The organism is Ramlibacter sp. (assembly GCF_035554825.1).
In the GTDB taxonomy this organism is placed as follows: domain Bacteria; phylum Pseudomonadota; class Gammaproteobacteria; order Burkholderiales; family Burkholderiaceae_C; genus Ramlibacter.
Genome location: NZ_DATMHS010000032.1, coordinates 1 through 25,966 on the forward strand (window position 1 = coordinate 1; position 25,966 = coordinate 25,966).

A 25,966-nucleotide genomic window follows, 5' to 3' on the forward strand; every position below is an offset into this window, starting at 1 on the left:
CTCGTACACGGTCTCGGTGGGCACCTTGGCGCTGGTCACCAGCTGGGCGCCGACGGCCAGGGTCTGCACCGCCGGCACGTCCTTGTAGGTATTGGCGACGATGTTGTCCTTGGCGAACCAGGGGCTGGACTTGAGCAGCGCGTCGGCCTGCGGGCCGGCCAGGGGCAGCAGCTCGATGCCGGCGCCCGACGAGGCCAGCTCGGAGATCGCGCCGGCCGGTGCGCCGCCGACGAAGAAGAACGCGTCCAGCGCGCCGTCCTTGAGCTTGTCGCCGGCCTGGTTCGGCTTGATGTACTCGGGCTTGATGTCGCTTTCCTTGACGCCCCAGGCGGCCAGCACCAGCCGGGCGTCGATCAGCGTGCCGGAACCCGGCTCGTCCAGGGCGACGCGCTTGCCCTTGAGGTCGGCCACGCTCTTGATGCCCGAGCCCTTCTTCACCACCAGGTGGATGCTCTCGGGGTACAGGTTGGCGATCATGCGCAGGTCGCCGATCTTCGGCTTGCCCTCGAAGGCGCCGGTGCCGGTGTAGGCCCAGGTCGCCACGTCGGACTGCGAGAACCCGGCTTCCATGGCGCCGCTGCCGACGGCCGTGACGTTCGCCAGCGAGCCGTTGCTGGCCTGCGCCGTGGCCACGATCTTGCCGGGCTGGGACACGGCGTTGGCGATCATGCCGCCCACCGGATAGTAGGTGCCGGCCGTGCCGCCGGTGCCGATGCGGAAGAACTGCTGGGCCTGCGCCGCGCCGCTGATGGCGACCGCGGCGACCGCCACAGCCAGAAGGTGCTTGAGTTTCATTGAGATGACTCCGGTGAAAGATGCTGGACAGTACACCGATACGCCTGCCGCCCCCCAGAGGTGAATCCCGGAGACGGCGCGGCCGGTTCCCGCCAACCGTGGATTATTCACTGTCCAGCGAGGCGCTCCAGCGGTCGCCCCAGCCGCGCTGCGCGTCGTCGAGCTCGCGGCGGCCGCGCTTGGTCGGGCGACCCTGCTCGATGGCGAGCGCGGGCTCCGGCGCCAGCCGCCGCCGCTCGGCGGCCGCCTCGCGCTGCGCGATGCTGTCGGCCGTCTCCTCATAGAGCTGCTGCGCCACCGGCGCCGGTCCGCGCACCCCTGACAGCGCCCTGACGACCACCGTGCGCAGCACCGGCCCCTGCCGCAGCGACACGGTGTCGCCGACCTTCAGCTCGCGCGCCGGCTTCACCTCCTGGCCGTTCACCGCCACCCGCCCGCGCGCGATTTCCTCGCTGGCCAGCGTGCGGGTCTTGTAGAACCGCGCTGCCCAGAGCCACTTGTCGATCCGAAGCTTGTCCATCAGCCGCGATTGTCGGCCAGCGGCAGCCGCACAGTTGTATCCAGTCCTGCGACGTGGCCGTGGGCAGCGCGGTTCTCCAGCAGGATCGTGCCGCCCAGCGCCACCACCACCTCGTGGCAGATCGCCAGGCCCAGCCCCGACCCGCTGCGGGCGTTGCCGGCGGAAAACGGCTGGAACAGCCGCGAGCGCAGCTCGTCGGGAAGGCCGGGCCCGCTGTCGGCGATGGTGAGCACCGCGAAGGCGGCCTCGGCCGCGACCCGCACCGACAGCGGCCCGCCGGCGGGCGTGTGGCGGATCGCGTTGTGCAGCAGATTGCGGGTCAGCTCGCGCAGCATCCAGTCGTGGGAGCGGACCGGCGCCGGCACGGTGGCGATCTCGAAATCGAGTTCCTTGTCGGCCACCAGCGGCGACAGTTCGAGCGCCACCGACCGCACCACCTCCGACCAATCGAGCAGGGGCGCATCCGGCTGCTGGCGCAACTGCTCCACCTTCGCCAGCGCCAGCATCTGGTTGGCCAGCGCCGTCGCGCGGTCGACGGTGTCGTTGATCTCCCGCAGCGCCTGGCGCCCTTCGACGTCGCCGTGCAGCGCCGACTGCACCTGGATCTTCAGCACCGCCAGCGGCGTGCGCAGCTGGTGGGCGGTATCGCGCACGAAGCGCTTCTGGTTGTCCAGGAGGTGGGCCAGCCGGGCCATCACCTGGTTGGTCGCCTCGACCAGCGGCAGCAGCTCGCGCGGCGCGTCGGGCGCGCTGATCGGGGTGAGATCGTTCTCGGCCCGCGCGCCGAGCTCGGCGCTGAGCCGCCGCACCGGCTGCATGCCGCGGTGCACGACGACGATCACCAGCAGCGCGATCACCGCCACCAGGAGCGCCTGGCGCCAGATGGTGTCGACCAGGATCTGCCGCGCCAGGGTCCGCCGCAACTGCAGCGTCTCCGCCACCTGGACCACGGCCATGCCGCGCCCGGTCTGGCCCACCAACGGCTGCAGCAGCACCGCCACCCGCACCTCCTCGTCGCCCATCCGGTCGTCGTAGAAATCCACCAGTGCCGCGTACGGCGGGCGCTGCGGCAGCTTGCCGCGCCAGAACGGCAGCTGCGGAAAGCCAGACACCATCTCTCCCGACAGGCTGGAGACGCGGTAGAACAGGCGGCTGCGGTTGTCGGCCTCGAACGCCTCCAGCGCCGAGTAGGGCACGGTGGCGCGCAGCCGCGACAGTTCGTCGTAGCCGTCCACGTCCAGCTGCTCGCCGATCACCTTGGCGGACGCCAGCAGCGTGCGGTCGTAGGCGGTGTTGGCCGCGGCCAGCGCCTGCGAATACAGGCTCACCGTATTGAGCACGATGACGGCGAGCACGGGCAGCAGGATCCCGAGCAGCAGGTAGCGGCGCAGCGACACCGGCGCCTTCATGCGTCCTTCAGCAGGTAGCCCAGCCCGCGCAGCGTCATCAGCACGGTGCCGGTATGCGCCAGCTTCTTGCGCAGGCGATAGACGACGACCTCGATGGCCTCGTACTGGACGTCGGACTCGCCCGGAAACACCAGCTCGAACAGGCGTTCCTTGGAAACCGCGTGGCCGGGCCGCGCCATCAGCGCCTGCAGCAGGGCGGCCTCGCGCGGCGTGAGTTCCAGCACCTCGTCGCGCACGTAGAAGGCGCCGCTCTCGCGCTCGTGGCGCAGGCCGCCCAGCCGCTGGGATCCGGAAGGTCCGCCGACCGCTCCCCCGCCGCGGCGGGCGAGCGCGTGCAGGCGTGCCAGCAGTTCGTCCAGGTCGAACGGCTTGGGCAGGTAATCGTCGGCGCCCGCGTTGAGCCCGATCACGCGATCGCCCACGGTGCCGCGGGCCGTGAGGATCAGGACCGGCGTGGCCAGGGCCTGCCCGCGCGCCTGTTCCAGCACCTGCAGGCCGTCGAGCCCGGGCAAGCTGAGGTCCAGCACCACCACGTCCGGGCCGCTGGCCCGCCAGGCCGCGACCGCGCCGAGGCCGTCGCCGCAGGTCGCGACCTGCAGCCCGCGGCTGGCGAGCGCCCGTTGCAGGGTGCTGCGCATGGTGGGGTCGTCTTCGACCAGGAGGACTTTCATCTGGAATGGCGGCGCCGGTGGCGCCGCACCGCACTTTAGTAGTTTCCCCAATCGGCCGGACAGCCGTTTGACAGGGAACGGGCGCATCATCCCAGCGTCCGAACCGAATACCAAGGAGCAACACCCATGCGTCGAGACACTTTCCTGAAGTCGATGGCCGCCCTGGCCGCCGCCGGCGGCCTGCCGCTGTCGGCATTGGCCGGCGCCAACCTCAAGATGATGATCCCCGCCAATCCGGGCGGCGGCTGGGACACCACCGGCCGGGCGCTGGGCAAGGCGCTGCAGGAAGCCAAGGTGGCCGACAGCGTGAGCTACGACAACAAGGGCGGCGCCGCCGGCGCGCTGGGCCTGGCGCAGTTCGTCAACAGCAGCAAGGGCGACCCGAACGCGCTGATGGTGATGGGCGCGGTGATGCTGGGCGGCATCATCACCGGCAAGCCGCCGGTGAACCTGTCGCAGGCGACCCCGATCGCGCGGCTCACCAGCGAATACAACGTGTTCGTGCTGCCGGCCAACTCGCCGTTCAAGACGATGGCCGACGTGATCGCCCAGCTGAAGAAGGATCCCGGCAGCGTCAAGTGGGCCGGCGGTTCGCGCGGCTCGACCGAGCACATCGCCGCCGCCATGATCGCCCGCGAGGTCGGCGTCGATCCGGCCAAGATCAACTACGTCGCGTTCCGTGGCGGCGGGGAGGCCGTCGCGGCCATCCTCGGCGGCAACGTCACGGTCGGCGGCAGCGGCTACAGCGAATTCGCGGAGTACATCGCCGCGGGCAAGATGAAGCCGATCGGCGTCACCTCGCCCACGCGCCTGAAGGGCGTCAACGTGCCCACGCTCAAGGAGCAGGGCATCAACGTCGAACTCGGGAACTGGCGCGGCGTCTACGGCGCGCCCGGCATCACGCCGGCACAGCGCAAGGCGCTCACCGACATGGTGCTGGCCGCGATCAAGACCAAGTCCTGGGCCGAGTCGCTGCAGAAGAACGACTGGACCCCGGCGGTGCTGAGCGGCCCGGCGTTCGACAAGTTCGTGGACGACGAATTCGCGAGCCTGCGGGCCACCATGGTGAAGTCCGGGATGATCTGACGGTCTTCCGGCCGCACGACCGACGCCCGGTTCGCACCCGGGCGTTTTTTCGACCAGCAAGGATCGGGCATGACCATCGCCACCGAAAGACGCACGCTGCAGACCCTCGTCGGGGTGGCGGTGGTGCTGATCGCGCTCGCGCTCGGCGCGGGCGCGATCTCCATTCCCTCCGGCGCCGGTTACGGCGGCGTCGGACCCAACTTCCTGCCGTGGGTGATCGCCGGCGTGCTGGCGGTGTGCGGCGTCATGCTGGTCCGCGAGGCGCGCACCGGCGGGTTCCGCGACATGGAGCAGCCTTCCGGCGCCGAGCGCGGCCACTGGCCGGCCTTCGTCTGGGTGTCGGCCGGGCTGCTGTCGAACGCCGCGCTGATCACCACCATCGGCTTCATCCTGAGCTGCGCGCTGTGCTACCTGCTGGCGGTGCAGGGCCTGCGGCGCGCGGCCGGGCAGGAGGCCGGGCGCCTGCGCGCCATGGCGATCGACGTGCTCACGGGGCTGGCGATCGCCGCGCCGGTGTTCTGGACGTTCACGCAATTCCTGGCGATCAACCTGCCGGGCCTGACCGGGACGGGGTGGCTCTGACATGGACATCCTGAACGCGCTGCTGCAGGGGTTCGCGACGGCGATTTCCCCGGCCAACCTGTTGTGGGCCCTGGTCGGCTGCGCCCTGGGCACCGCCGTCGGCGTGCTGCCCGGCATCGGTCCCGCGGTCGCGGTGGCCATGCTGCTGCCGATCACCGCCAAGGTCGACGTCACGGCCTCGATGATCTTCTTTGCCGGCATCTACTACGGGGCCATGTATGGCGGCTCGACGACGTCGATCCTGCTGAACACGCCGGGCGAGACTGCCAGCATGGTGACGGCGATGGAGGGCAACAAGATGGCCAAGAGCGGCCGCGCCGGGGCGGCGCTCGCCACCTCGGCGATCGGCTCGTTCGTGGCCGGCACCATCGCCACCGTGATCGTCACGCTGTTCGCGCCCTACGTCGCCGAGTTCGCGGTCAAGCTCGGCCCGCCGGAGTATTTCCTGCTGATGGTGCTGGCCTTCACCACCGTGAGCGCGGTGCTGGGCCAGAGCACCTTGCGCGGGATGACGTCGCTGTTCGTGGGGCTGGCGGTCGGCCTGGTCGGACTGGACCAGATCTCGGGCCAGGCACGCTACACCTACGGCATCCCCGAACTGCTGGACGGCATCGAGATCGTGCTGGTGGCGGTGGGCCTGTTCGCGGTCGCCGAAGTGCTCTACGCCGCGCTGTACGAGGGGCGCGTCACCGAATCGCAGAATCGCATGAGCAAGGTCTACATGACCGGGCGCGACTGGCGCCGCTCGGTTCCCGCCTGGCTGCGCGGCACCGCCATCGGCGCGCCGTTCGGCTGCATCCCGGCCGGCGGCACCGAGATCCCGACCTTCCTGAGTTACGCGGCCGAAAAGAAGCTGGCCAAGGGCGAGGACCTCGCGGAGTTCGGCCACAAGGGCGCCATCGAGGGCGTCGCCGGCCCCGAAGCGGCCAACAACGCCACGGTGACGACGGCGCTGATCCCGCTGCTGACGCTGGGCATTCCCACCTCCAACACGACGGCGATCCTGCTTGGCGCGTTCCAGAACTACGGCATCAACCCGGGGCCGCAGCTGTTCACCACGTCGGCGGCGCTGGTGTGGGCCCTGATCGCTTCGCTCTACATCGGCAACGTGATGCTGCTGGTGCTGAACCTGCCGATGGTGGGGCTGTGGGTCAAGCTGCTGAAGATCCCCAAGCCGCAGCTGTATGCCGGCATCCTGATCTTCGCCACCGTCGGCGCGTACGGCATGCGCCAGAGCGCGTTCGACCTGGTGCTGCTGTACGCGATCGGCCTCGTCGGCGTGCTGATGCGACGCTACGATTTCCCCACCGCGCCGGTGGTGGTGGGCATGATCCTCGGCCCGCTGGCCGAAGCGCAGATGCGCAACGCGGTCTCGATCGGCGAGGGCAGTTTCGCGATCTTCGTGCAGCGCCCGATGTCGATCGCCATGATCGTCGTCATCCTGGCCGTGCTGGTGCTGCCGCGCATCGCCAAGGCCCGCGGCCGGCGGCGGGCGCCGGCGGCTGCTGCGGGTTCGCGCTGAGGCGCGTTACGGCAGAGATCGGGTATCCTGTTTTTCGACCGCGGACCGCAGTCGAGTCCGGGCGCACTTCGCACATCAAAGACAGGAGATCCGTTCCATGACCAGATTCGGCAAGCATTGGCTCACCCTGGCCCTCGCGCTCGGCGCGCTGGCCGCCTCGCCCGCGGCCCTGGCCGGCAAGACGCTCGACGGCGTCAAGTCGCGCGGCCAGCTGGTGTGCGGCGTGCACACCGGGCTGGCCGGGTTCTCGGCCGGCGATTCCACCGGCAAGTGGTCCGGCCTGGACGTCGACGTGTGCAAGGCCGTCGCGGCCGCGGTGCTGGGCGACGCCGAGAAGGTCAAGTACGTTCCGCTGACGGCGCAGCAGCGGTTCACCGCGCTGCAGTCCGGCGAGATCGACCTGCTGTCGCGCAACACCACGTTCACGCTGACCCGCGACGCCTCGCTGGGCCTGAACCAGACCGTCGTCACCTACTACGACGGTCAGGGCTTCATCGTCCCGAAGAAGAGCAACATCAAGAGCGCCAAGCAGCTGAAGAACCAGACGGTGTGCGTGCAGTCGGGCACCACGACCGAAAAGAACCTGACCGACTTCTCCAAGGCCAACAACCTGAACATCAAGACCGTGGTGTTCGAGAAGGAAGAAGCCGCCACCGCCGCGTACTTCTCCGGGCGCTGCATCTCGTACACGACGGACGCGTCGGGCCTGGCCTCGATCCGCAACAAGGTCGCCCAGAACCCGGCCGACCACGTGATCCTCTCGGAACTGATCTCCAAGGAGCCGCTGGGCCCGCTGGTGCGGCGCGGCGACGACGAGTGGTTCGCGATCGTGAAGTGGGTGATCTACGGGCTGATCGAAGCCGAGGAATACGGCATCACCCAGGCCAACGTCGACCAGCTCAAGACCGGCAGCCAGGACCCCGTCGTCAAGCGCATCCTGGGCACCGGCGAGGACATGGGCAAGCTGGTGGGGCTGGACAAGGACTGGATGGCGCGCGCGCTCAAGGCCGTCGGCAATTACGGCGAGATCTTCGAGCGCAACGTCGGCCCCAAGTCGCAGCTGGGACTGCCGCGCGGCCTGAACAACCAGTGGAACAAGGGCGGGCTGATGTACGCCCCGCCGGTGCGCTGATCCCGCGCGCGCCGATGATGCCGCCGCGCCTGTCGCACCGGCAGCCGGCGGCGCTGTCCTGATTCCCATGTCGACCAAGAGTCCTCCGCGCCGCCAGCCGTGGTCGTGGCGCAGCCGCGCGTTCCGGTCCGTGATCTACCAGGCCGTGGCGCTGGCCGTGATCGGCCTGGCGGCCTGGTTCCTGTGGTCGAACACGCTCACCAACATGCGGGTGCGGGGCATCCAGAGCGGCTTCGACTTCCTCACCCAGCCGGCCGGCTTCTCGATCGGCGAGAGCCTGTACCCGTTCGACTCCGGCGAGTCGTACCTGCGGGCCTTCGGCGTGGGTCTGACCAACACGCTGCGGGTGGCGATCGCCGGCATCGTGCTGGCGACGATCATCGGCACGCTGATCGGCATCGGCCGCTTTTCGCGCAATGCGCTGGTGCGCAGCCTGTGTTCCGCCTACGTGGAGTGCTTCCGCAACATTCCCGTGCTGCTGCAGCTGTTCATGTGGTACCTGGTGCTGACCGAGGTGCTGCCGGCGATCCAGGACGCCTGGAAAGTGGGACCGTTCTTCCTGAGCAAGGGCGGGTTGAACTTTCCGGTGCCGGTCTGGGGGCCGGGGGAGGCCTGGGTGGCCGGCGGCCTGCTCGCCGGCATCGTGCTGGCCTGGGCGTACCGCCGCTGGGCCCGCCGCCGGTTCGAGCTGACGGGCCGGATCCGCAGCATGTTCTGGGTTCCGGCGGCGATCGTCCTGGCCGCCGGCCTCGCCGGCTGGCTGCTGGGCGGCGCGTCGACCGTGTTCGACGTGCCGAAGAAGGGCGAGTTCGCCGTCGAGAACGGCGGCGCGCTGACGCCAGAATTCCTGGCGCTGCTGATGGGGCTGACGATCTACACGGCGGCCTTCATCGCCGAGGTGGTCCGCTCCGGCATCGCGGCGGTGCCGGCCGGCCAGGCGGAAGCCGCCGCCGCGCTCGGCCTGGACCGCCACCTCGAGGTGCGGCTGGTGCTGCTGCCGCAGGCGCTGCGGGTGATCATCCCGCCGCTGACCAACCAGTATCTCAATCTCACCAAGAACTCGTCGCTGGCGGTGGCGATCGGCTATCCGGACGTCGTGTCGATCGCCAACACGGCGATGAACCAGACCGGCCGCGCCGTCGAATGCATCGCCATCCTGATGTCGGTCTACCTGGCCCTGTCGCTGCTGACGTCGGCCGGGATGAACTGGTACAACGCGCGCGTCGCGATCAAGGAGCGGTGAGCGCATGAGTGCCGTCCTGTTCCAGCCGACCCCCGCCCGGCCCGCGCCGCGCGGTACCCGCGGCCTGCTGCCCTGGCTGCGCGCCAACCTGTTCGGCACGTGGAAGACCGCCTTGGCGACGGCGCTCATCGGCGCGCTGCTGCTGTGGCTGGTGCCCCGCCTGGTCGATTGGGCGATCCTGCGCGCGGTGTGGTCGCCCGACGTCCAGGCCTGCCGCGCCGCAGAAGGGGTGGGCGCCTGCTGGGGGGTCGTCGCCGAGAAATACCGCGTCATCGTCTTCGGCCGCTATCCCTACGAGCAACAGTGGCGGCCGCTGGTCGCCACGTTCATGATGGTGGCGATGCTGGTCGCCAGCTGCACCCGCCCGTTCTGGAAGCGCTGGCTGGTGCTGCTGTGGGCCGGCGTGCTGGCGGCCTTCTTCCTGCTGATGTACGGCAACGTGCTGGGCCTGTCGAGGGTGGAGACCGACCGCTGGGGCGGCCTGCCGCTCACCATCCTGCTCTCCACGCTGTCGATCGTGCTGGCGTTCCCGATCGCGCTGCTGGTGGCGCTGGGACGGCGGTCCGACCTGCCGGCGATCCGCGCCTTCTGCACCATCTATGTCGAACTGATCCGGGGCGTGCCGCTGATCTCGGTGCTGTTCATGGCCTCGTTCATGTTCCCGCTGTTCATGCCGCCGGGCTTCACCATCGACGTGCTGATCCGGGTGCTGGTCGGCATCACGCTGTTCGCCGCCGCCTATCTGGCCGAGGTGATTCGCGGCGGGCTGCAGGCCGTGCCCAAGGGCCAGGTCGAAGCCGCGGCGACGCTGGGCCTGTCGTACTGGCAGACGCAGCGCAAGATCGTGCTGCCGCAGGCGCTGGCGATGGTGGTGCCCAGCATCGTCAACAGCTTCATCTCGATCTTCAAGGACACGTCGCTGGTGAGCATCGTGAGCCTGTACGACCTCACCGGCGCGCTGGACCTGGCCGTCAACGCCGACGCCAACTGGAAGCCGTTCAAGCTCCAGGGCTACTTCTTCATCGCCCTGATCTACTTCGCGTTCTGCTTCGCCATGTCCCGCTACAGCCAATGGGTGGAGCGGCAGGTCAATGCCGGCAAGCGGCGCTAATCCACTGCACGACCCATGGCCGATACGATCATCAGCTTCGACAAAGTCAACAAGTGGTACGGGAACGATTTCCACGTGCTGCGCGACATCGACCTGCGGGTCGCCAAGGGCGAACGCATCGTCATCTGCGGTCCCTCGGGCTCGGGCAAGTCGACCCTGATCCGCTGCATCAACCGGCTGGAGGAGCACCAGGAAGGGCGGCTGGTGGTGGACGGCGTGGAACTGACCGACGACGTGAAGGCGATCGACGAGGTCCGCAAGAAGGTCGGCATGGTGTTCCAGCAGTTCAACCTGTTTCCGCACCTCACCGTGCTGGACAACCTGACGCTGTCGCCGATGTGGGTCGGCAAGATGCCGCGCAAGGAGGCGGTGGACCGCGCGATGCAGCAGCTGGAGCGGGTGCGCATCGCCGACCAGGCCAACAAGTTCCCGCTGCAGCTGTCCGGCGGCCAGCAGCAGCGGGTGGCGATCGCGCGCGCCCTGTGCCTCACGCCCAAGATCATGCTGTTCGACGAGCCGACCTCCGCGCTCGATCCCGAGATGATCAAGGAGGTGCTGGACGTGATGATCGAGCTGGCCGAGCAGGGCATCACGATGATCTGCGTGACGCACGAGATGGGATTCGCCAAGGCGGTGGCCGATTGCGTGATCTTCATGGACGAGGGTCAGATCGTCGAGTGCAGCAAGCCCGACGATTTCTTCAACCACCCGCAGAGCGAGCGCAGCCGCGACTTTCTCTCGAAGATCCTCGGCCACTGAGGCCCGCAAACGCCGGGACACGGCGGCCGATAATCGTCCGATGCCAGCCCCTGCCACGCCCAGCCTGCCGCGCGACGGCGAGAGCATCCTTGCGCTCGCGGCGCGGTCGATGTTCCACCTGTTCTCCAGCGTCAGCCAGGGCATGTTCCTGGTGGATCGCACCGGCCGCATCGTCTGGCTGAACGAGGGCTACAAGCGCTTTCTGCCGGCATTGGGGTTCTCGTCCAGCGAAGACGTGGTCGGCCACATGGTCGAGGACGTGGTGCCGAACACGCAGATGCGGCGCGTGCTGGAGACCGGCGAGCCGATCCTGGTGGACCTGCTCACCAACCGGGCCGGCACCTTCGTGGTGAGCCGCATCCCCTTGCGCGACGACGAGAGCGGCGAGCTGATCGGCGCGATCGGCATCGTGCTGTTCGACCATCCCGAGACCACGCTGCAGCCGCTGATCAGCAAGTTCGCCCGCCTGCAACGCGATCTGGACGACGCCCGCCGCGAACTGGCGACGCAGCGCCGCACCAAGTACACGCTGGCCAGCTTCGTCGGCGCCAGCCCGGCCGCCGTGGAGGTCAAGCGCCACGCCCGGCGGGCGGCGCTGTCCTCGAGCCCGGTGCTGTTGCTGGGTGAAACCGGCACCGGCAAGGAACTGCTGGCGCACGCCATCCACGCCGCCTCGCAGCGGGCCGGCGGGCCGCTGGTCAGCGTCAACATCGCGGCCGTGCCCGACACGCTGCTCGAAGCCGAGTTCTTCGGCGTGGCCCCCGGTGCCTACACCGGCGCCGAACGCAAGGGCCGCGTCGGCAAGTTCAAGCTGGCCGACGGCGGCACGCTGTTCCTGGACGAAATCGGCGACATGCCGCTGGGGCTGCAGCCCAAGCTGCTGCGCGCCTTGCAGGAAGGCGAGATCGAGCCGCTCGGCTCGAACAAGGTGGTGCCGTTCGATGCGCGCGTGATCGCCGCCACCTCGCGCGACCTGGCCGCGCTGGTGCGCGAGGGCAAGTTCCGGGAGGACCTGTACTACCGGCTCAACGTGCTGCCGGTCCGGGTGCCGCCGCTGCGCGAGCGGCGCTCCGACATCCCGTCGCTGGTGGAAGTGCTGGCCGAGGAGATCGCGGCGCGGGGCGGGGCGGCGCCGCCCGAACTGGCGCCCGAGGCGATGGCGCTGCTCAGCGCGCAACGCTGGCGCGGCAACATCCGCGAACTGCGCAACGTGCTGGAACAGGCGGCCATGCGCACCGACACGCAGCGCATCGAAGCGGCGCACGTGGACGCGGTGTTGCGCGAGGCCGGCATCCGCGACATCGTGGCCCCGATCGCGACGCGCCCGGCACCGGCGGGCGCCCCGGCGCGCGCGCTGCGGCCGCTGGCGCAGCAGGTGGGCGAGCTGGAGCGGCAGGCGATCGGCGCGGCGCTGGCGGCCACCGGCGGCAACAAACTGGCGACCGCCAAGCTGCTGGGGATTTCCCGCGCGAAGCTGTACGAACGGCTCGCGACAATGCCTGAATTCCAGTCAGTGCCCAAAAATCGGACGGCCAGATCTGTCTCGTATCCGGACAATCCATCCGAATGCTGAAGAATATCCGTTGTGGATCAATGCACTGGCAGCTGGCACGGACCGTGCATTCCGTATTCCCCAAATCCGCAGTTCAACAGGAGACATCCATGCAACGCCGCACCTGGGTCGCGCTCGCCGCGCTCGCCGCTTCCAGCCTCGCCGCTCCGGCCGCCTTCGCACAGGCCAAGGAAATCCGGATCGCGCATGTGTACAGCCGCACCGGCCCGCTGGAGGCCTACGGCAAGCAGACGCAGACCGGACTGATGATGGGGCTGGACTACGCCACCGGCGGGACCATGACCGTGAACGGCCGCAAGATCGTCGTGATCGAGAAGGACGACCAGGGCAAGCCCGACCTGGGCAAGTCGCTGCTGGCGACTGCATATTCCGACGACAAGGCCGACCTCGCGATCGGCCCGACGTCGTCGGGCGTCGCCCTGGCGATGCTGCCGGTCGCCGAGGAATACAAGAAGATCCTGCTGGTGGAGCCCGCGGTGGCGGACTCCATCACCGGCGACAAGTGGAACAAGTACATCTTCCGCACCGGGCGCAACAGCTCGCAGGATGCGATCTCGAACGCGGTGGCGCTGGACAAGCCCGGCGTCACCATCGCCACGCTGGCGCAGGACTACGCGTTCGGCCGTGACGGCGTGAAGGCGTTCAAGGAAGCCGTCAAGAAGGCGAAGATCGTCCACGAGGAATACCTGCCGGCCAACACCACCGACTTCACGGCCGGCGCGCAGCGGCTGATCGACAAGTTGAAGGACCAGCCGGGCCGCAAGGTGATCTGGATCGTCTGGGCCGGCGCCGGCAACCCGTTCAAGATCGCCGACCTGGATCTCAAGCGCTACGGCATCGAGATCGCCACCGGCGGCAACATCCTGCCGGCGATGGCGTCGTACAAGCAGTTCCCTGGCATGGAAGGCGCGACCTACTACTACTTCGGCATCCCGAAGAATCCGGTGAACGAAGCGCTGGTGGCCAGCCACTACAAGCAGTTCAAGAGCCCGCCCGATTTCTTCACCGCCGGCGGCTTCTCGGCCGCGATGGCGATCGTCTCGGCGCTGAAGAAGACCGGTGGCGACGCCACGGCGGCCAAGCTGATCCCGGCCATGGAAGGCATGAGCTTCGACACGCCCAAGGGCAAGATGACCTTCCGCAAGGAAGACCACCAGGCCCTGCAGAGCATGTACCACTTCAAGATCAAGGCCGATCCGGCCTTCGCCTGGGGCGTGCCGGAACTGGTGCGCGAGATCAAGCCGGAAGAAATGCAGGTGCCGATCCGCAACAAGCGGTAGTCGGAAAGACGACGAACCCAACAGCCGGACGCAGGAGGCGCAAAGGATACGCAGAGGCAGAAGAAGAGAAGAAGAGACGAAGAGAAAAAGTTGAGCCGGCAAAGACTTGTATTTTTGGCTGTTCTTCCGCGTCCTCTGCGCGCTTCTGCGCCCGCTGCGTTCGGCTGCTGGGTTTTCTGCTCCGCGCCGCCCGGCAGCGGGCTGCGGCCCCCTCGCCCTCACACCCCATGAGCCTGCTTGCCACCCGCGACCTCACGATCCGCTTCGGCGGCCATGTCGCCGTCAACGGCGTGACCTGCTCGTTCGAGCCCGGCACGCTGACGGCGATCGTGGGCCCCAACGGCGCCGGCAAGACGACCTACTTCAACCTGATCTCGGGCCAGCTCAAGGCGACGGCGGGACAGGTGACGCTGGACGGCCAGGACCTCTCGGGGCTGCCGGCGTCGGCGCGCACGCGCGCCGGCCTGGGCCGCGCCTTCCAGCTGACCAACCTCTTTCCCCGCCTGTCGGTGCTCGAGAACGTGCGGCTGGCCGTGCAAGCCACCCGCGACGGCGCGCACCGCCGCGGCTTCAACCTGTGGAGCGTCTGGAGCGACCACGCGGGCCTGACCGCGCGGGCCGACGAAATCCTGGACGCGGTCGACATGAAGGCCAAGGAGCACGAACTGGTCGCCAGCCTGCCGCATGGCGACCAGCGCAAGCTGGAGGTCGCGCTGCTGATGGCGCTGGAGCCGAGCGTGTTCATGTTCGACGAGCCGACGGCCGGCATGAACGCGGCCGAAGCGCCGGTGATCCTGAACCTGATCCGCAAGCTGAAGGAGGACCGCCGCAAGACGATCTTGCTGGTCGAGCACAAGATGGACGTGGTGCGCGAGCTGGCCGACCGGATCATCGTGCTGCACAACGGCAGCCTGGTGGCCGACGGCGACCCGGCGGCGGTGATCGCCTCGCCGATCGTCCAGGAGGCTTACCTGGGCGTGACCGCCCAGGACGCCTCTGGCCCCGATGTCGCTCCCCCCACCCAAACCCTCCCCTCGAGGGGAGGGCTTGAACAAGGCCGCTCCCCGGGGGCAGGGCATGAGCAAGACCGCTCGCCGGGGGCCGGGCTTGAACCAAGCCGCTCGTCGGGGGGAGGGCGCGAAAAGCCATGAACCAGCCCTTGCTCACGCTCGAGGGCGTGCACACGCACATCGGGGCGTATCACATCCTGCACGGGGTCGACCTGGTGGTGCCGCGCGGGCAGCTGACGATGCTGCTGGGCCGCAACGGCGCCGGCAAGACAACGACGCTGCGCACCATCATGGGCCTGTGGCACCCGTCGGCCGGGCGCGTCACGTTCGCCGGGCGCGACATCACCCGGCTCGAGACGCAGAAGATCGCCGCCCTCGACGTCGCCTACGTGCCGGAGAACATGGGCATCTTCGCCGACCTGACGGTCAAGGAGAACATGCTGCTGGCCGCGCGCTCGGCGCGCACCGCCGCCCAGATCGACCGGCAGCGCCTGCAATGGATCTTCTCGCTGTTCCCGGCCGTGGAGCGGTTCTGGACCCACCCCGCGGGCAAGCTCTCGGGCGGGCAGAAGCAGATGCTGGCGGTCGCCCGCGCCATCGTCGAGCCGCGCCAGCTGCTGATCGTCGACGAGCCCAGCAAAGGCCTCGCGCCGGCCATCATCAACAACATGATCGAAGCCTTCGCGCAGCTGAAGGCGAGCGGGGTCACCATCCTGCTGGTGGAGCAGAACATCAACTTCGCCAAGCGACTGGGCGACACGGTGGCCGTGATGGACAACGGTGCGGTCGTGCATGCCGGCAGCATGCAGGCGCTGGCGCAAGACGAGGCCCTGCAGCAGGCGCTGCTCGGGTTGGCCCTGTGAAGGACATGGACTGGAAGCCGCTGGCGCTGGTGCCGTTGCTGGCGCTGTCGGTGCTGCCGTTCATCGGCTCGGCCTCGACCTGGGTCACCCTGACGGTGGCCGGGCTGGCGATGGGGATGATCGTCTTCATCATCGCCTCCGGCCTCACGCTGGTGTTCGGGCTCATGGACATCCTGAACTTCGGGCACGGCGTGTTCATCGCCCTGGGCGCATTCGTCGCCACCAGCGTGCTGGGGAGCATGGCCGACTACACCGCCTCGGGCAGCCTGTGGACCAACCTGATGGCGGTGTTTCCGGCGATGGTGGTCGCCATGCTGGTCGCCGCCGCCGTCGGCCTGGCGTTCGAGCGCTTCATCGTGCGCCCGGTGTACGGCAACCACCTCAAGCAGATCCTGATCACGATGGGCGGCATGATCATCGGCGAAGAGCTGATCAAGGTGATCTGGGGCCCGCTGCAGATCCCGCTGCCGCTGCCCCAGGGCATGCGCGGCGCCCTGCTGCTGGGGGACGCCGCGGTGGAGAAATACCGCGTGCTGGCGGTGCTGGTGGGCCTGCTGGTCTTCGGCGCGCTGCTGTGGGTGCTCACGCGCACCAAGATCGGCCTGCTGATCCGGGCCGGGGTGCAGGACCGGGAGATGGTCGAGTCGCTCGGCTACCGCATCCGCTCCCTGTTCATCGGCGTGTTCATGGTGGGCAGCGCGCTGGCGGGACTGGGCGGCGTCATGTGGGGGCTGTACCAGCAGAACGTGGTGCCGCAGATGGGCGCGCAGGTGAACGTGCTGATCTTCATCGTCCTGATCATCGGCGGCCTCGGCTCGACGACGGGCGCGCTGATCGGGGCGCTGCTGGTGGGCCTGATGGCCAATTACACCGGCTTCCTGCTGCCCAAGGTGGCGCTGTTTTCCAACATCGCGCTGATGATGGCGGTGCTGCTGTGGCGCCCGCAAGGGATCTACGGGGTGAGCCGGTGACGACCCGCCCAGCCCCGTCCGGGAGCCTTGCATGCTGACCCGCCTGCTGTCCGGCGACTTCCCGCGCAGCCGGCTGCTGGCGCTGCTGCTGCTGGCCATGCTGCTCGCGCTCGCGCTCGTGCCGTTCCTCTTTCCGGGCGTGAAGGCGCTCAACGTGGCGGCGAAGATCCTGGTGTTCGTCGTGCTGGTCGCCAGTTACGACCTGCTGCTGGGCTACACGGGCATCGTCAGCTTCGCCCACACCATGTTCTTCGGCATCGGCGCCTACGGCATCGCGATCGCCAGCACGCGCCTGGAGCCCGGCTGGCCGGCGGTCGGCGCCGGGATCGCCGTGGCGCTGCTGGTGTCGTTCGTGCTGGCGCTGGCGATCGGCCTGTTCTCGCTGCGGGTGCGCGCGATCTTCTTCTCGATGATCACGCTGGCGGTGGCGGCGGCGTTCCAGACCCTCGCGTCCCAGCTGTCGGAGTTCACCGGCGGCGAGGACGGCCTCACGTTCAAGGTGCCGGAGGTCCTGTCGCCGGGCTTCGAATGGTCGGAGACGCCGTTCCTTGGCGTCACGCTGGATGGCCGCCTGCTGTGCTACTACCTGCTGTTCGCGGCGGCGCTGCTGCTGCTGCTGGCCATGCTGCGCATCGTCAACTCGCCCTTCGGCCGGGTGCTGCAGGCGATCCGCGAGAACGAGTTCCGGGCCGAGGCGATCGGCTACCGCGTGGTGCTGTACCGGACCACGTCCAGCATCCTGTCGGCGCTGTTCGCCACCCTCGCCGGCGCCATGCTGGCGCTCTGGCTGCGCTACAACGGGCCCGACACCTCGCTGTCGTTCGAGGTGATGCTGGACGTGCTGCTGATCGTCGTCATCGGCGGCATGGGAACCATCTACGGCGCGGCCATCGGCGCCAGCCTGTTCCTGGTCGCCCAGAGCTACCTGCAGGACCTGCTGAAGCTGGCGAGCGACGCCGCCTCCGCCTGGCCGTGGCTGGCCGCGCTGCTCTCGCCCGACCGCTGGCTGCTGTGGCTGGGCCTGCTGTTCGTTCTCTCCGTCTACTACTTCCCCACTGGCGTCGTCGGCCGGCTGCGCGCGCTGCGTTCGCGCCCCTGACCTGACCGCCGCGAATCCCGGAGGCGCCCCATGCCATCGACTTCCCGCTACGCCAGCTGCGCCGGCCGCGAAATCCACTACACCGAGTGGGGCGCCGCCGACGGCGCGGTCGTCATCGCCTGGCACGGCCTGGCCCGGACCGGCCGCGACATGGACGAGCTCGCCGAGCACCTGTCGGGGCGCGGCTTTCGCGTGATCTGCCCCGACACCATCGGCCGCGGATTCAGCCAGTGGAGTCCCGATCCCGGCAGCGAATACACGATCGCGTTCTATGCGCGGCTGGCCGCCGCCTTGTTCGAGCAGTTGCGCATCGAGCGCGCGCACTGGGTCGGTACTTCGATGGGCGGCGCGATCGGCATGGCGTGCGCGAGCGGCCTGCTGCAGCCGCAGTTGAAGGCGCGCATCGCCAGTCTGGTGCTGAACGACAACGCGCCGCAGCTCGCAGACGCGGCGCTGGCGCGCATCCGCGCCTACGCCGGCAATCCGCCGTCGTTCGCCACGATGGCCGAGCTGGAGGCATTCTTCCGCCAGGTCTACAAACCCTATGGCTGGCTGAGCGACGCGCAATGGCGCCGCCTCACCGAAACCTCGACCCGGCGGCTGCCCGACGGGCGCGTCACGCCGCATTACGACCCGGCGATGGTGCGCCAGTTCACCGACCATCCGAACGACTACCTGATCTGGGATCACTACGACGCGATCGAGGCGCCGGTGCTGTGCCTGCGCGGCGCGGAATCGGATCTCGTGCTGCGTGAAACGATCGAGCAGATGCAGCGGCGCGGCCCGGGCCGGCGCGGCCGGCTGCGGGTCGTCGAAATCCCGGGTTGCGGCCACGCGCCGGCCCTGAACGTGCCCGACCAGCTGGAGCTGGTGACCACCTTCATCGAGCAGCACCAGCAGTCGGCGTAGCCGCGCTGCCGGTGGCCGCTACTGCGGCGCGCCCTGGGCCAGCGCGCGTTCGCGCGAAGCCGCGAGCGCCTGCGGGGCAGCGGCCTCCTGCGTCGGCCAGCCCGCCAGGTGCCTTTCGGCAATCGCGCCCAGCGCGGCGATCCACGTGGGCTCGTCGTTGAGGCACGGGATGTAGTGGAAGTCCTTGCCGCCCGCGCCGAGGAACGCGGCCCGCCCTTCCTGGCCGATTTCCTCCAGCGTTTCCAGGCAATCGCCGGTGAAGCCGGGACACACGACATCGACGCGCCCGACGCCGCGCTCGGCCAGCCGGCGCAGGCTCGGCTCGGTATACGGCTCCAGCCATTTCGCCTTGCCGAAGCGCGACTGGAACGTCACGCTGTAGTTCTCCGGCAGCAGCCCGAGCTGGCCGGCCAGCAGCCGGGCCGTCTTCTGGCATTCGCAGTGGTACGGATCGCCCAGCTGCAGCGTGCGCTCGGGCACGCCGTGGAAGCTCATCACGAGGTGGTCGCCGCGGCCGTGCTGCAGCCAGTGGTGGCCGATGCGCGCCGCCAGCGCCTTGATGTAGCCGGGGTGGTCGTGATACCGGTTCACGAACCGCAGTTCGGGCAGGCTGCGCTGCCGCTGCGCCCAGGCGCCCACCGCGTCGACGATGCTCGCCGTGGTGGTGCCGGAATACTGGGGATAGGCGGGCAGCACCAGGATGCGGCTGGCGCCCTGCGCCTTCAGCGCGTCCAGTTGCGAGGCGATCGACGGGTTGCCGTAGCGCATCGCGGCCCGCACCTTGACCTGGTGGCCGCGCTCGCCGAGCCAGCCTTGCAGCAACGTGGCCTGCTTCTGGGTCCACACCTTGAGCGGCGAGCCTTCCGGGGTCCAGATGGTCTCGTACTTGGCGGCGGATTTCGAGGAGCGCAGCGGCAGGATCACGCCGCGCAGCAGGGGCTGCCACACCACGGGCGGGATTTCGACGACCCGCGGATCGCTCAGGAACTCGGCCAGGTACTGCCGTACCGAGGCCGCCGTGGGCTCATCCGGAGTGCCCAGGTTGCAGTACAGGATGCCGATGGCCGAGGGCTCGCCGTGCACGAAAGGTGGTTCCGGGTCGAAGGGGGAAGTGCGGGGCATGAGGTATTCTCACTGACATGCTGGACATTACAAGAATCAAGGCCATCTCGCTGGACCTCGACGACACGCTGTGGCCCGTCCTGCCGACGATCGAACGGGCCGAGAAGGTCCTGCACGACTGGTTGGTGGAACACGCCCCGATGGCCGCCGCGCTCTTTTCGACGCCGCAGGCGCTGCGCGAGATCCGCGACTACATGAAGGCGAACAAGCCGGAGCTCAAACACGATCTCAGCGCCGTCCGGCGCGAGTCGATCCGGCTGGCGCTCTATCGCGCCGGCGAGAACCCGCTGCTGGCCGAGCAGGCCTTCGACGTGTTCTTCGCCGAGCGCCAGCGCGTCACCCTGTTCGACGACGTGCGCCCGGCCCTCGAATTCCTGGCAGCGCGCTTCCCCCTGGTGAGCATTTCCAACGGCAACGCCGACGTCGAGCGCGTCGGCCTCGCCCCCTTCTTCCGGGCGGCGATCTCGGCGCGCGAGTTCGGCGTCGGCAAGCCCGACCCGCGCATCTTCCATGCCGCCGCCGGCGCGGTCGACGTGGCGGTGGCGCAAGTGCTGCACGTCGGCGACGACGCGACGCTGGACATGCTGGGGGCGCTCAATGCCGGCATGCAGGCGGTGTGGGTCAATCGCACCGAGCAGCTCTGGCCGCACGAGCTCGAGCCGCACCTGACGGTGGAACGGCTCGACGAGCTGTGCGCCGTCTTCAGCTGACCGGCTCGGCCAGGCCGGCCACGGCCTGCAGTCCGGATCGGACGGCGCCTTCCAGCGTGGCGGGATAGGGGCCCGCCACATAGTCGCCGCACGCCACCAGGCCGGGGGCGATGGCCGCGGCAGGGCGCCTCAGACCCGGGACGCAGGCGAAGGTCGCGCGCTTCTCGACCACGGTCTGCACGGCATGGAGCGAGGTCCAGCCGAGCCGGCGTGCCTGTGCCATCACCTGCTGCTCGATCGCCTGGCGGCCGCCCTCGCAGGCGCTGGCCACGAAAGCGAGCAGTCCCGGGGGGCCACCGAGCTGTGAGCGATCGAACACGAAATGGGCCGGCGCCTGCGGTCCGCTGCGCAGCGCCAGCAGCGGCAGGGGCAGGCGCTGGCCGCCGGTGGCATACACGGTGGCGATCGCCTCGTAGGCAAGCCCCTGCGCCAGTGCCACCCAGTCGGCCGCGGCGACCCCGCTGGCAGCGACCAGGCGCGCCGCTTCGACGGCGGGGCAGGCGAGCAGCACCCGATCGAAGCGTTGGCCGTCGACGGTCCAGCCGCGCGCCTGCGGCGTGATCGACTGCACGCGCCGCCCGATGGCGACGTGTCCCCCGCGGGCCTGCAGCCAGCGCCCGGCCGCCTCGGGAAAGAGACTGCCGAGGTCGACCCGGGGCAGCAGCAGGTTGGAGCCGCCCGGCTCGAACAGCGTGTCGCGCAGCACGCGCAGGAACACCTGCCCGCTGGCCCGTGCGGCCGGCGTGTTCAGCGCCGACACGCACAAGGGCTCGATCAGTTCCGCCATCACCGTCGGCGTCAGTCGCGCGCACAGCGACGCGACGGTGGCCTGCGGCGCGCAGTCGAAGCCGGCAGCGCGCCAGCGCCACGCCGACTGCAGCAACGCGAACTTGTCGCCGGCGCGCCAGCCCCTGGCGCGCAGCAGGCCGGCCGCGGCATCGAACGGCGCCCGCCAGGCCGGCAATGCCAGGCCGCCGCCGTCCGGAAAGCGCAGCGTCAGCGGCAGCCGCAGCAGCGCCTGCCCGGGGTCCACGCCGACGAGGTGCATCAGGCGCAGCGTCTCGCGGTACGCGCCGACCATGATGTGCTGCCCGTTGTCGACGCACGCGAAGCCGCCGTCCGGCACCCGCAGCGGCAGTCCGCGCGCGCGGCCGCCGAGCCGCCGTCCGGCTTCGAAGACGCTGACCTGGTGCCCGGCCGCGGCCGCGCCCACGGCCGCCGCCAAGCCGGCCCAGCCGGCGCCGACGACGGCGACGCGCAGGGCGCTCACAGGCGTCCGAGCGCCTGGACCTTCCACGCCAGCCAGAACTTGCGCAGCGGCGTCAGGCTCACCCGCTGGTGCAGCACCTGGAAGTCATCGCGCTCGATCTCGCGCAGCAGCGTGCGGTAGATGTTGGCCATCATGAGGCCCGGCTTCTGGCTGCGCCGGTCCGCCGCCGGCAGCAGGGCCAGCGCCTCGTCGTACAGGCGCTGCGCGCGCTCGGCCTGGAAGCGCATCAGCGCGGCGAAGCGGTCGGAATACTGCCGGTTCAGGATTTCGTGCACCTTGACGTCGAACTGCTGCAGCTCGTTGACCGGCAGGTAGATGCGCCCGCGCATCGCATCCTCGCCGACGTCCCGGATGATGTTCGTCAGCTGGAACGCGAGCCCCAGCTGGTGTGCGTATCGCGTCGTCGCCGGATCGTTCTGGCCGAAGATGCGGGCCGACACTTCGCCCACGACGCCGGCCACGAGATGGCAGTAGCGCTGCAGCGCGGGGAAGTCGAGGTAGCGCGTCTGCTGCAGGTCCATCCGGCAGCCCTCGATCACGGCCTGCAGCTGCGCCTCCTGGAGGCCGAAGGCCGTGATGCTGGGCGCCAGCGCCTTCATCACCGGATGGCTGGGCTCGCCGGCGAAGGTGCGGGCCACCTCGGTCTGCCACCAGGCGAGTTTGGTGGCGGCCACGGCCGGATCGTTGACTTCGTCGACCACGTCGTCGACGGCACGGCAGAACGCATAGAACGCGGTGATGGCCGCGCGGCGCGCTTCCGGCAGGAACAGGAATGCGTAATAGAAGCTGCTGCCGGAGGCGATCGCCTTTTCGCGCACGTATTCGTCGGCGTTCACCCGGCATTCTCCGGGCCGCGGGCGCGCGCAGGGGGCAGGGGCGGTGCGGTCATGCGCCGATTGTCACATTTGCACGGCCCGCCACAGCAGGGCGCCGGCGTCGCGGGCACGCAGCGCCGGCCGCGCGTGGAAGGTATGACAGCCGCCGGCTTCGATCCGGTCGAGGATTCGCAGCCCGCCTTGCACCACCAGCCGCAATTCCCATCCGGCGCGCCCGGGCACGCGCTTGGCCAGCGGGGCGCCGCGCAGCATGGTGCTCCTGGTCCAGGCCACGAGATCGCGCACCAGCGCCGGCGTGTCCGGGTGCGCCGCCCAGGTGTCCGGCTGCAGCGGGTCGATGCCGTGGGCGAGGCAGTCGCGCGCGGGCAGGTAGAAGCGGCCGCGGGGCACGTCGACCCCGAGGTCCTGCCAGAAGTTGGTCAGTTGCAGCGCGGTGCAGATGCAGTCGCTGTGCCGCAGCGATTCGGCATCGGCCACGCCGTACAGGTGCAGCAGCAGCCGGCCGACCGGATTGGCCGAGCGGTTGCAGTAGTCCAGCAGTTCGGCCCGGTCGGCGTAGCCTGCGCGGTCGCGCGTCTTGACGACGTCCTGGCGGAAGGCGCTGAGCAGCGCAGCCAGGGGGGCCTGCGGCAGGGCGAACGCATCGATGGCGGATCGCAGCGGCCCGAACACCGGATGCCAGCGGCTGGAAACCGTGCCGCCGGCAAAGCAGGCCTGCAGATCCTGCTCATACGCGGCGAGGCTGGCCAGGCGCTCCTGCGCGCCGGCCGGGCCTTCGTCCGCCAGGTCATCGGCTGTCCGGGCGAACCAGTAGATGGCCGTGATCGGCGCCCGCAAGCGCGGCGGGCACAGCCACGAGGCGACCGGGAAGTTCTCGTCCGGCGTGCGGCTGTCGGCGAGGGCGCTGGCGGGGGCTTTCACGGCTGGATTGTCGCCTGCGCTTCGGCGACGGCCCGGGCGGGCGATGCGTTCTGTTGAACGCAGCGGTCGCAAAGGCCTCGCGGAGGACGCAGCGGGAAGACCAGACGGATTGGCTGTTCTCTGCGCATCCTCTGCGACCTCTGCGTTCAAGGGATCGGTGGAAGGCGAGCCAGGCTGCCGGAGCTCCACCCGCTTCGCGGGTAAAATAAAAGGTTGACCGAACGGGCGGGCGGTTCAGCGTTTCTGAGCCGCCCGCTTTCTCGTTCTGCACAGCGCGGGTGGCGAAATTGGTAGACGCACCAGGTTTAGGTCCTGACGCCAGCGATGGCGTGGGGGTTCGAGTCCCCCCCCGCGCACCAGACACCTTTTCTGAATCCGAGTCGAAGAGAGAGCAACATGGCCGTGAACGTAGAGACCCTCGAGAAGCTGGAACGCAAGATGACCCTGACCCTGCCGGTCGACGTCATCAAGTCCGAGGTGGACAACCGCCTGAAGCGCCTGGCACGCACCGTGCGAATGGACGGCTTCCGGCCGGGCAAGGTGCCGATGACTGTCGTGGCCCAGCGCTACGGCTATTCGGTGCACTACGAGGTCATGAACGACAAGGTGGGTGAGGCCTTCGCCCAGGCCGCCAACGAGGCCAAGCTGCGCGTGGCGGGCCAGCCCAAGATCACCGAGAAGGAAGAGGCGCCGGAAGGCCAGCTGGCGTTCGACGCCGTGTTCGAGGTCTATCCGGAGGTGAAGATCGGCGATCTGGCCACCGCCGAAGTCGAGAAGCTCGGCACCGAGGTGACCGACGCCGCCATCGACAAGACCCTCGACATCCTGCGCAAGCAGCGCCGCACCTTCTCCCAGCGCCCGCAGGACGCGGCGGTGCAGGACGGCGACCGCGTGACTGTCGACTTCGAAGGCAAGATCGAAGGCGAGCCGTTCGCCGGCGGCAAGGCCGACGACTTCCAGTTCGTCGTCGGCGAGGGCCAGATGCTCAAGGAGTTCGAGGACGCCGTGCGCGGCATGAAGGCTGGCGAGAGCAAGACCTTCCCGCTGGCCTTCCCCGAGGACTACCACGGCAAGGACGTGGCCGGCAAGCAGGCCGACTTCATGGTGACGATCAAGAAGATCGAGGCCGCCCACCTGCCCGAGATCGACGATGCGCTGGCGAAATCGCTGGGCATCGAGGACGCCACCGTCCAGGGCCTGCGTGCCGACATCCGCAAGAACCTCGAACGCGAGGTCAAGTTCCGCCTGCTGGCCCGCAACAAGCAGGCCGTCATGGACGCGCTGGTCGCCAAGGCCGAGCTGGATCTGCCGAAATCGATCGTGCAGGCCGAACTCGACCGCATGATCGAGGGCGCCCGGGCCGACCTGAAGCAGCGCGGCATCAAGGACGCCGACAAGGCGCCGATCCCGGAAGAGATCTTCCGCCCGCAGGCCGAGCGCCGGGTGCGCCTGGGCCTGGTCGTGGCCGAGCTGGTGCGCGCCAACAACCTCGCCGCCAAGCCGGAGCAGATCAAGGCCCACGTGGAAGAGCTGGCCGCCAGCTACGAGAAGCCGGCCGAGGTGGTGCGCTGGTACTACGGCGACAATCGCCGCCTGGCCGACGTCGAGGCGATCGTCGTCGAGAACAATGTCACCGAGTTCGTGCTGGCCCAGGCCAAGGTGGTCGACAAGCCGGTCTCGTTCGACGAACTGATGGGCCAGCAGGGCTGAGCGGCGCTCGCCAGGCGGGCGTCGCCGGCCGGCGCGCCCGCCCGGGGTTCCGGTGCGCCGCGTGCGGCCTTGCAGTCCAGGCCGCCACCCCCATGTTCGTCACGTAATAAAGTACAAGCACAGCACACGGAGTCTTCCCCCAATGAGTTCACTTGACACCCAGGCGCTCGGCATGGTGCCGATCGTCATCGAGCAGTCGGGCCGCGGCGAACGGTCCTACGACATCTATTCCCGCCTGCTGCGCGAGCGCGTGGTGTTCCTGGTCGGCCCGGTCAATGACCAGACCGCGAACCTGGTGGTGGCGCAGCTGCTGTTCCTGGAAAGCGAAAATCCGGACAAGGACATTTCGTTCTACATCAACTCCCCGGGCGGCAGCGTCAGCGCGGGCATGGCGATCTACGACACGATGAACTTCATCAAGCCGGACGTCTCCACCCTGTGCACCGGGATGGCCGCCAGCATGGGCGCGTTCCTGCTGGCCGCCGGCGCCAAGGGCAAGCGCTTTTCGCTGCCGAATTCCAAGGTCATGATCCACCAGCCGCTGGGCGGCATGCAGGGCCAGGCCACCGACATCGAGATTCACGCCCGCGACATCCTCAAGACCCGCGAAGTGCTGAACAGGATCCTGGCGGAGCGCACCGGCCAGCCGCTCGAGAAGATCGCGCGCGACACCGAGCGTGATTATTTCCTGTCCGCCGACGAAGCCAAGGACTACGGCCTGGTCGACCAGGTGATCGCCAAGCGTCCCTGACGGAACCCGGCGCCCGCGCCGTGCTCCAAACCCACGGCACCATGCCAGACGTCCGCCGGCGGCCGCGGGCGGCTTGTTGTTTTGCGGCCGCGCCCTACAAAGCGACCACCC

The 25,966-nt window shown here is 69.1% G+C and carries 24 protein-coding genes, 1 tRNA gene and 1 pseudogene; 18 read left to right on the plus strand and 8 right to left on the minus strand.

The window, feature by feature from the left end; all coding sequences use genetic code 11:
• The 4 genes from VNT59_RS02840 to VNT59_RS02855 all read right to left on the minus strand — a co-directional run.
• On the minus strand, positions 1-795 hold a 795-nt coding region (locus tag VNT59_RS02840; protein ID WP_325496432.1), incomplete at its 3' end, for a TAXI family TRAP transporter solute-binding subunit.
• Between the two features lie 103 nt (positions 796-898).
• A complete protein-coding gene (locus VNT59_RS02845; RefSeq protein ID WP_325496434.1) occupies positions 899-1,315 on the minus strand; it encodes an RNA-binding S4 domain-containing protein in 417 nt (138 codons plus the stop codon).
• Positions 1,315-2,724, minus strand: a complete 1,410-nt coding sequence (locus tag VNT59_RS02850) for a sensor histidine kinase (RefSeq protein WP_325496436.1) — start codon at positions 2,722-2,724, stop codon at positions 1,315-1,317. Before VNT59_RS02850 ends, VNT59_RS02845 begins: the two co-directional genes overlap by 1 nt.
• A complete protein-coding gene (locus tag VNT59_RS02855) occupies positions 2,721-3,395 on the minus strand; it encodes a response regulator transcription factor (RefSeq protein WP_325496438.1) in 675 nt (224 codons plus the stop codon). Before VNT59_RS02855 ends, VNT59_RS02850 begins: the two co-directional genes overlap by 4 nt.
• Before the next feature lie 126 nt (positions 3,396-3,521).
• On the opposite strand from VNT59_RS02855, the gene VNT59_RS02860 reads away from it, so the two are divergent.
• The 14 genes and pseudogenes from VNT59_RS02860 (at position 3,522) to VNT59_RS02925 (ending at position 18,535) form a co-directional block, all read left to right on the plus strand.
• Positions 3,522-4,481: a Bug family tripartite tricarboxylate transporter substrate binding protein gene (locus tag VNT59_RS02860; RefSeq protein WP_325496440.1), complete on the plus strand. Its 960-nt coding sequence runs from the start codon at positions 3,522-3,524 to the stop codon at positions 4,479-4,481.
• 69 nt (positions 4,482-4,550) lie between these two features.
• On the plus strand, positions 4,551-5,063 hold the full coding sequence (locus tag VNT59_RS02865) for a tripartite tricarboxylate transporter TctB family protein (protein ID WP_325496442.1): 513 nt from the start codon (positions 4,551-4,553) through the stop codon (positions 5,061-5,063).
• 1 nt (position 5,064) lies between these two features.
• A complete protein-coding gene (locus VNT59_RS02870; protein WP_325496444.1) occupies positions 5,065-6,585 on the plus strand; it encodes a tripartite tricarboxylate transporter permease in 1,521 nt (506 codons plus the stop codon).
• 97 nt (positions 6,586-6,682) lie between these two features.
• Positions 6,683-7,717 (plus strand): amino acid ABC transporter substrate-binding protein, encoded by a 1,035-nt coding sequence (locus tag VNT59_RS02875; RefSeq protein ID WP_325496446.1) that lies wholly within the window; start codon positions 6,683-6,685, stop codon positions 7,715-7,717.
• A gap of 67 nt (positions 7,718-7,784) precedes the next feature.
• Entirely contained in the window at positions 7,785-8,960 is a 1,176-nt protein-coding gene (locus VNT59_RS02880; RefSeq protein ID WP_325496448.1) for an ABC transporter permease subunit, read from the plus strand.
• A 4-nt stretch (positions 8,961-8,964) separates the two neighbouring features.
• Entirely contained in the window at positions 8,965-10,071 is a 1,107-nt protein-coding gene (locus VNT59_RS02885; protein ID WP_325496450.1) for an amino acid ABC transporter permease, read from the plus strand.
• A 15-nt stretch (positions 10,072-10,086) separates the two neighbouring features.
• Positions 10,087-10,830 carry an amino acid ABC transporter ATP-binding protein gene (locus VNT59_RS02890; protein ID WP_325496452.1) on the plus strand — a complete coding sequence of 248 codons (744 nt, stop codon included), beginning with the start codon at positions 10,087-10,089 and terminating at the stop codon, positions 10,828-10,830.
• Positions 10,831-10,870: 40 nt separating this feature from the next.
• The gene (locus tag VNT59_RS02895) at positions 10,871-12,403 is read left to right on the plus strand and encodes a sigma-54 interaction domain-containing protein (RefSeq protein ID WP_325496454.1); all 1,533 of its coding nucleotides are present in this window, start codon (positions 10,871-10,873) and stop codon (positions 12,401-12,403) included.
• Positions 12,404-12,492: 89 nt separating this feature from the next.
• Positions 12,493-13,683, plus strand: coding sequence for a substrate-binding domain-containing protein (locus tag VNT59_RS02900; protein WP_325496456.1), 1,191 nt, complete (start codon positions 12,493-12,495; stop codon positions 13,681-13,683).
• Positions 13,684-13,916: 233 nt separating this feature from the next.
• Positions 13,917-14,681: pseudogene (locus VNT59_RS02905) on the plus strand (ABC transporter ATP-binding protein); the annotation flags it as partial.
• 149 nt (positions 14,682-14,830) lie between these two features.
• Positions 14,831-15,556 (plus strand): ABC transporter ATP-binding protein, encoded by a 726-nt coding sequence (locus VNT59_RS02910; protein WP_325496457.1) that lies wholly within the window; start codon positions 14,831-14,833, stop codon positions 15,554-15,556.
• Positions 15,557-15,561: 5 nt separating this feature from the next.
• On the plus strand, positions 15,562-16,527 hold the full coding sequence (locus VNT59_RS02915) for a branched-chain amino acid ABC transporter permease (RefSeq protein WP_325496459.1): 966 nt from the start codon (positions 15,562-15,564) through the stop codon (positions 16,525-16,527).
• A 31-nt stretch (positions 16,528-16,558) separates the two neighbouring features.
• Positions 16,559-17,626, plus strand: coding sequence for a branched-chain amino acid ABC transporter permease (locus tag VNT59_RS02920; protein ID WP_325496461.1), 1,068 nt, complete (start codon positions 16,559-16,561; stop codon positions 17,624-17,626).
• Positions 17,627-17,656: 30 nt separating this feature from the next.
• Positions 17,657-18,535 (plus strand): alpha/beta hydrolase, encoded by an 879-nt coding sequence (locus VNT59_RS02925; RefSeq protein WP_325496463.1) that lies wholly within the window; start codon positions 17,657-17,659, stop codon positions 18,533-18,535.
• An 18-nt stretch (positions 18,536-18,553) separates the two neighbouring features.
• Here VNT59_RS02925 and hemH read toward each other — a convergent pair whose 3' ends face one another.
• Positions 18,554-19,657 (minus strand): ferrochelatase, encoded by a 1,104-nt coding sequence (gene hemH / locus VNT59_RS02930; protein ID WP_325496465.1) that lies wholly within the window; start codon positions 19,655-19,657, stop codon positions 18,554-18,556.
• A 17-nt stretch (positions 19,658-19,674) separates the two neighbouring features.
• Here hemH and VNT59_RS02935 point away from each other — a divergent pair, with 17 nt between their 5' ends.
• Positions 19,675-20,367, plus strand: coding sequence for an HAD-IA family hydrolase (locus tag VNT59_RS02935; protein WP_325496467.1), 693 nt, complete (start codon positions 19,675-19,677; stop codon positions 20,365-20,367).
• On the opposite strand, the gene hpnE is transcribed toward VNT59_RS02935, so the two are convergent.
• The 3 genes from hpnE to hpnC all read right to left on the minus strand — a co-directional run bounded on the left by hpnE (position 20,360) and on the right by hpnC (position 23,394).
• Positions 20,360-21,628: a hydroxysqualene dehydroxylase HpnE gene (hpnE, locus tag VNT59_RS02940; protein ID WP_325496484.1), complete on the minus strand. Its 1,269-nt coding sequence runs from the start codon at positions 21,626-21,628 to the stop codon at positions 20,360-20,362. The genes VNT59_RS02935 and hpnE overlap by 8 nt on opposite strands.
• 5 nt (positions 21,629-21,633) lie before the next feature.
• Positions 21,634-22,473 carry a presqualene diphosphate synthase HpnD gene (gene hpnD, locus VNT59_RS02945; RefSeq protein ID WP_325496469.1) on the minus strand — a complete coding sequence of 280 codons (840 nt, stop codon included), beginning with the start codon at positions 22,471-22,473 and terminating at the stop codon, positions 21,634-21,636.
• 63 nt (positions 22,474-22,536) lie between these two features.
• Positions 22,537-23,394: a squalene synthase HpnC gene (hpnC, locus tag VNT59_RS02950; RefSeq protein ID WP_325496471.1), complete on the minus strand. Its 858-nt coding sequence runs from the start codon at positions 23,392-23,394 to the stop codon at positions 22,537-22,539.
• A 272-nt stretch (positions 23,395-23,666) separates the two neighbouring features.
• On the opposite strand from hpnC, the gene VNT59_RS02955 reads away from it, so the two are divergent.
• The 3 genes from VNT59_RS02955 (at position 23,667) to clpP (ending at position 25,855) form a co-directional block, all read left to right on the plus strand.
• Positions 23,667-23,753: transfer RNA gene (locus tag VNT59_RS02955), tRNA-Leu, on the plus strand.
• A 37-nt stretch (positions 23,754-23,790) separates the two neighbouring features.
• On the plus strand, positions 23,791-25,104 hold the full coding sequence (gene tig / locus VNT59_RS02960; RefSeq protein ID WP_325496472.1) for a trigger factor: 1,314 nt from the start codon (positions 23,791-23,793) through the stop codon (positions 25,102-25,104).
• A gap of 142 nt (positions 25,105-25,246) precedes the next feature.
• On the plus strand, positions 25,247-25,855 hold the full coding sequence (clpP, locus tag VNT59_RS02965; RefSeq protein ID WP_325496474.1) for an ATP-dependent Clp endopeptidase proteolytic subunit ClpP: 609 nt from the start codon (positions 25,247-25,249) through the stop codon (positions 25,853-25,855).
• Positions 25,856-25,966: the final 111 nt, after the last annotated feature.

Bases quoted from the DNA above. Each gene is read 5' to 3' on its own strand.
- VNT59_RS02865 (WP_325496442.1), top strand. From the start codon at position 4,551: ATGACCATCGCCACCGAAAGACGCACGCTGCAGACCCTCGTCGGGGTG.
- VNT59_RS02915 (WP_325496459.1), top strand. From the start codon at position 15,562: ATGGACTGGAAGCCGCTGGCGCTGGTGCCGTTGCTGGCGCTGTCGGTG.
- VNT59_RS02925 (WP_325496463.1), top strand. From the start codon at position 17,657: ATGCCATCGACTTCCCGCTACGCCAGCTGCGCCGGCCGCGAAATCCAC.
- VNT59_RS02850 (WP_325496436.1), bottom strand. From the start codon at position 2,724: ATGAAGGCGCCGGTGTCGCTGCGCCGCTACCTGCTGCTCGGGATCCTG.
- VNT59_RS02880 (WP_325496448.1), top strand. From the start codon at position 7,785: ATGTCGACCAAGAGTCCTCCGCGCCGCCAGCCGTGGTCGTGGCGCAGC.
- VNT59_RS02875 (WP_325496446.1), top strand. From the start codon at position 6,683: ATGACCAGATTCGGCAAGCATTGGCTCACCCTGGCCCTCGCGCTCGGC.
- VNT59_RS02900 (WP_325496456.1), top strand. From the start codon at position 12,493: ATGCAACGCCGCACCTGGGTCGCGCTCGCCGCGCTCGCCGCTTCCAGC.
- VNT59_RS02910 (WP_325496457.1), top strand. From the start codon at position 14,831: ATGAACCAGCCCTTGCTCACGCTCGAGGGCGTGCACACGCACATCGGG.
- VNT59_RS02855 (WP_325496438.1), bottom strand. From the start codon at position 3,395: ATGAAAGTCCTCCTGGTCGAAGACGACCCCACCATGCGCAGCACCCTG.
- VNT59_RS02870 (WP_325496444.1), top strand. From the start codon at position 5,065: ATGGACATCCTGAACGCGCTGCTGCAGGGGTTCGCGACGGCGATTTCC.
- VNT59_RS02885 (WP_325496450.1), top strand. From the start codon at position 8,965: ATGAGTGCCGTCCTGTTCCAGCCGACCCCCGCCCGGCCCGCGCCGCGC.
- tig (WP_325496472.1), top strand. From the start codon at position 23,791: ATGGCCGTGAACGTAGAGACCCTCGAGAAGCTGGAACGCAAGATGACC.
- VNT59_RS02860 (WP_325496440.1), top strand. From the start codon at position 3,522: ATGCGTCGAGACACTTTCCTGAAGTCGATGGCCGCCCTGGCCGCCGCC.
- clpP (WP_325496474.1), top strand. From the start codon at position 25,247: ATGAGTTCACTTGACACCCAGGCGCTCGGCATGGTGCCGATCGTCATC.
- VNT59_RS02895 (WP_325496454.1), top strand. From the start codon at position 10,871: ATGCCAGCCCCTGCCACGCCCAGCCTGCCGCGCGACGGCGAGAGCATC.
- VNT59_RS02920 (WP_325496461.1), top strand. From the start codon at position 16,559: ATGCTGACCCGCCTGCTGTCCGGCGACTTCCCGCGCAGCCGGCTGCTG.
- VNT59_RS02890 (WP_325496452.1), top strand. From the start codon at position 10,087: ATGGCCGATACGATCATCAGCTTCGACAAAGTCAACAAGTGGTACGGG.
- hemH (WP_325496465.1), bottom strand. From the start codon at position 19,657: ATGCCCCGCACTTCCCCCTTCGACCCGGAACCACCTTTCGTGCACGGC.
- VNT59_RS02935 (WP_325496467.1), top strand. From the start codon at position 19,675: ATGCTGGACATTACAAGAATCAAGGCCATCTCGCTGGACCTCGACGAC.
- VNT59_RS02845 (WP_325496434.1), bottom strand. From the start codon at position 1,315: ATGGACAAGCTTCGGATCGACAAGTGGCTCTGGGCAGCGCGGTTCTAC.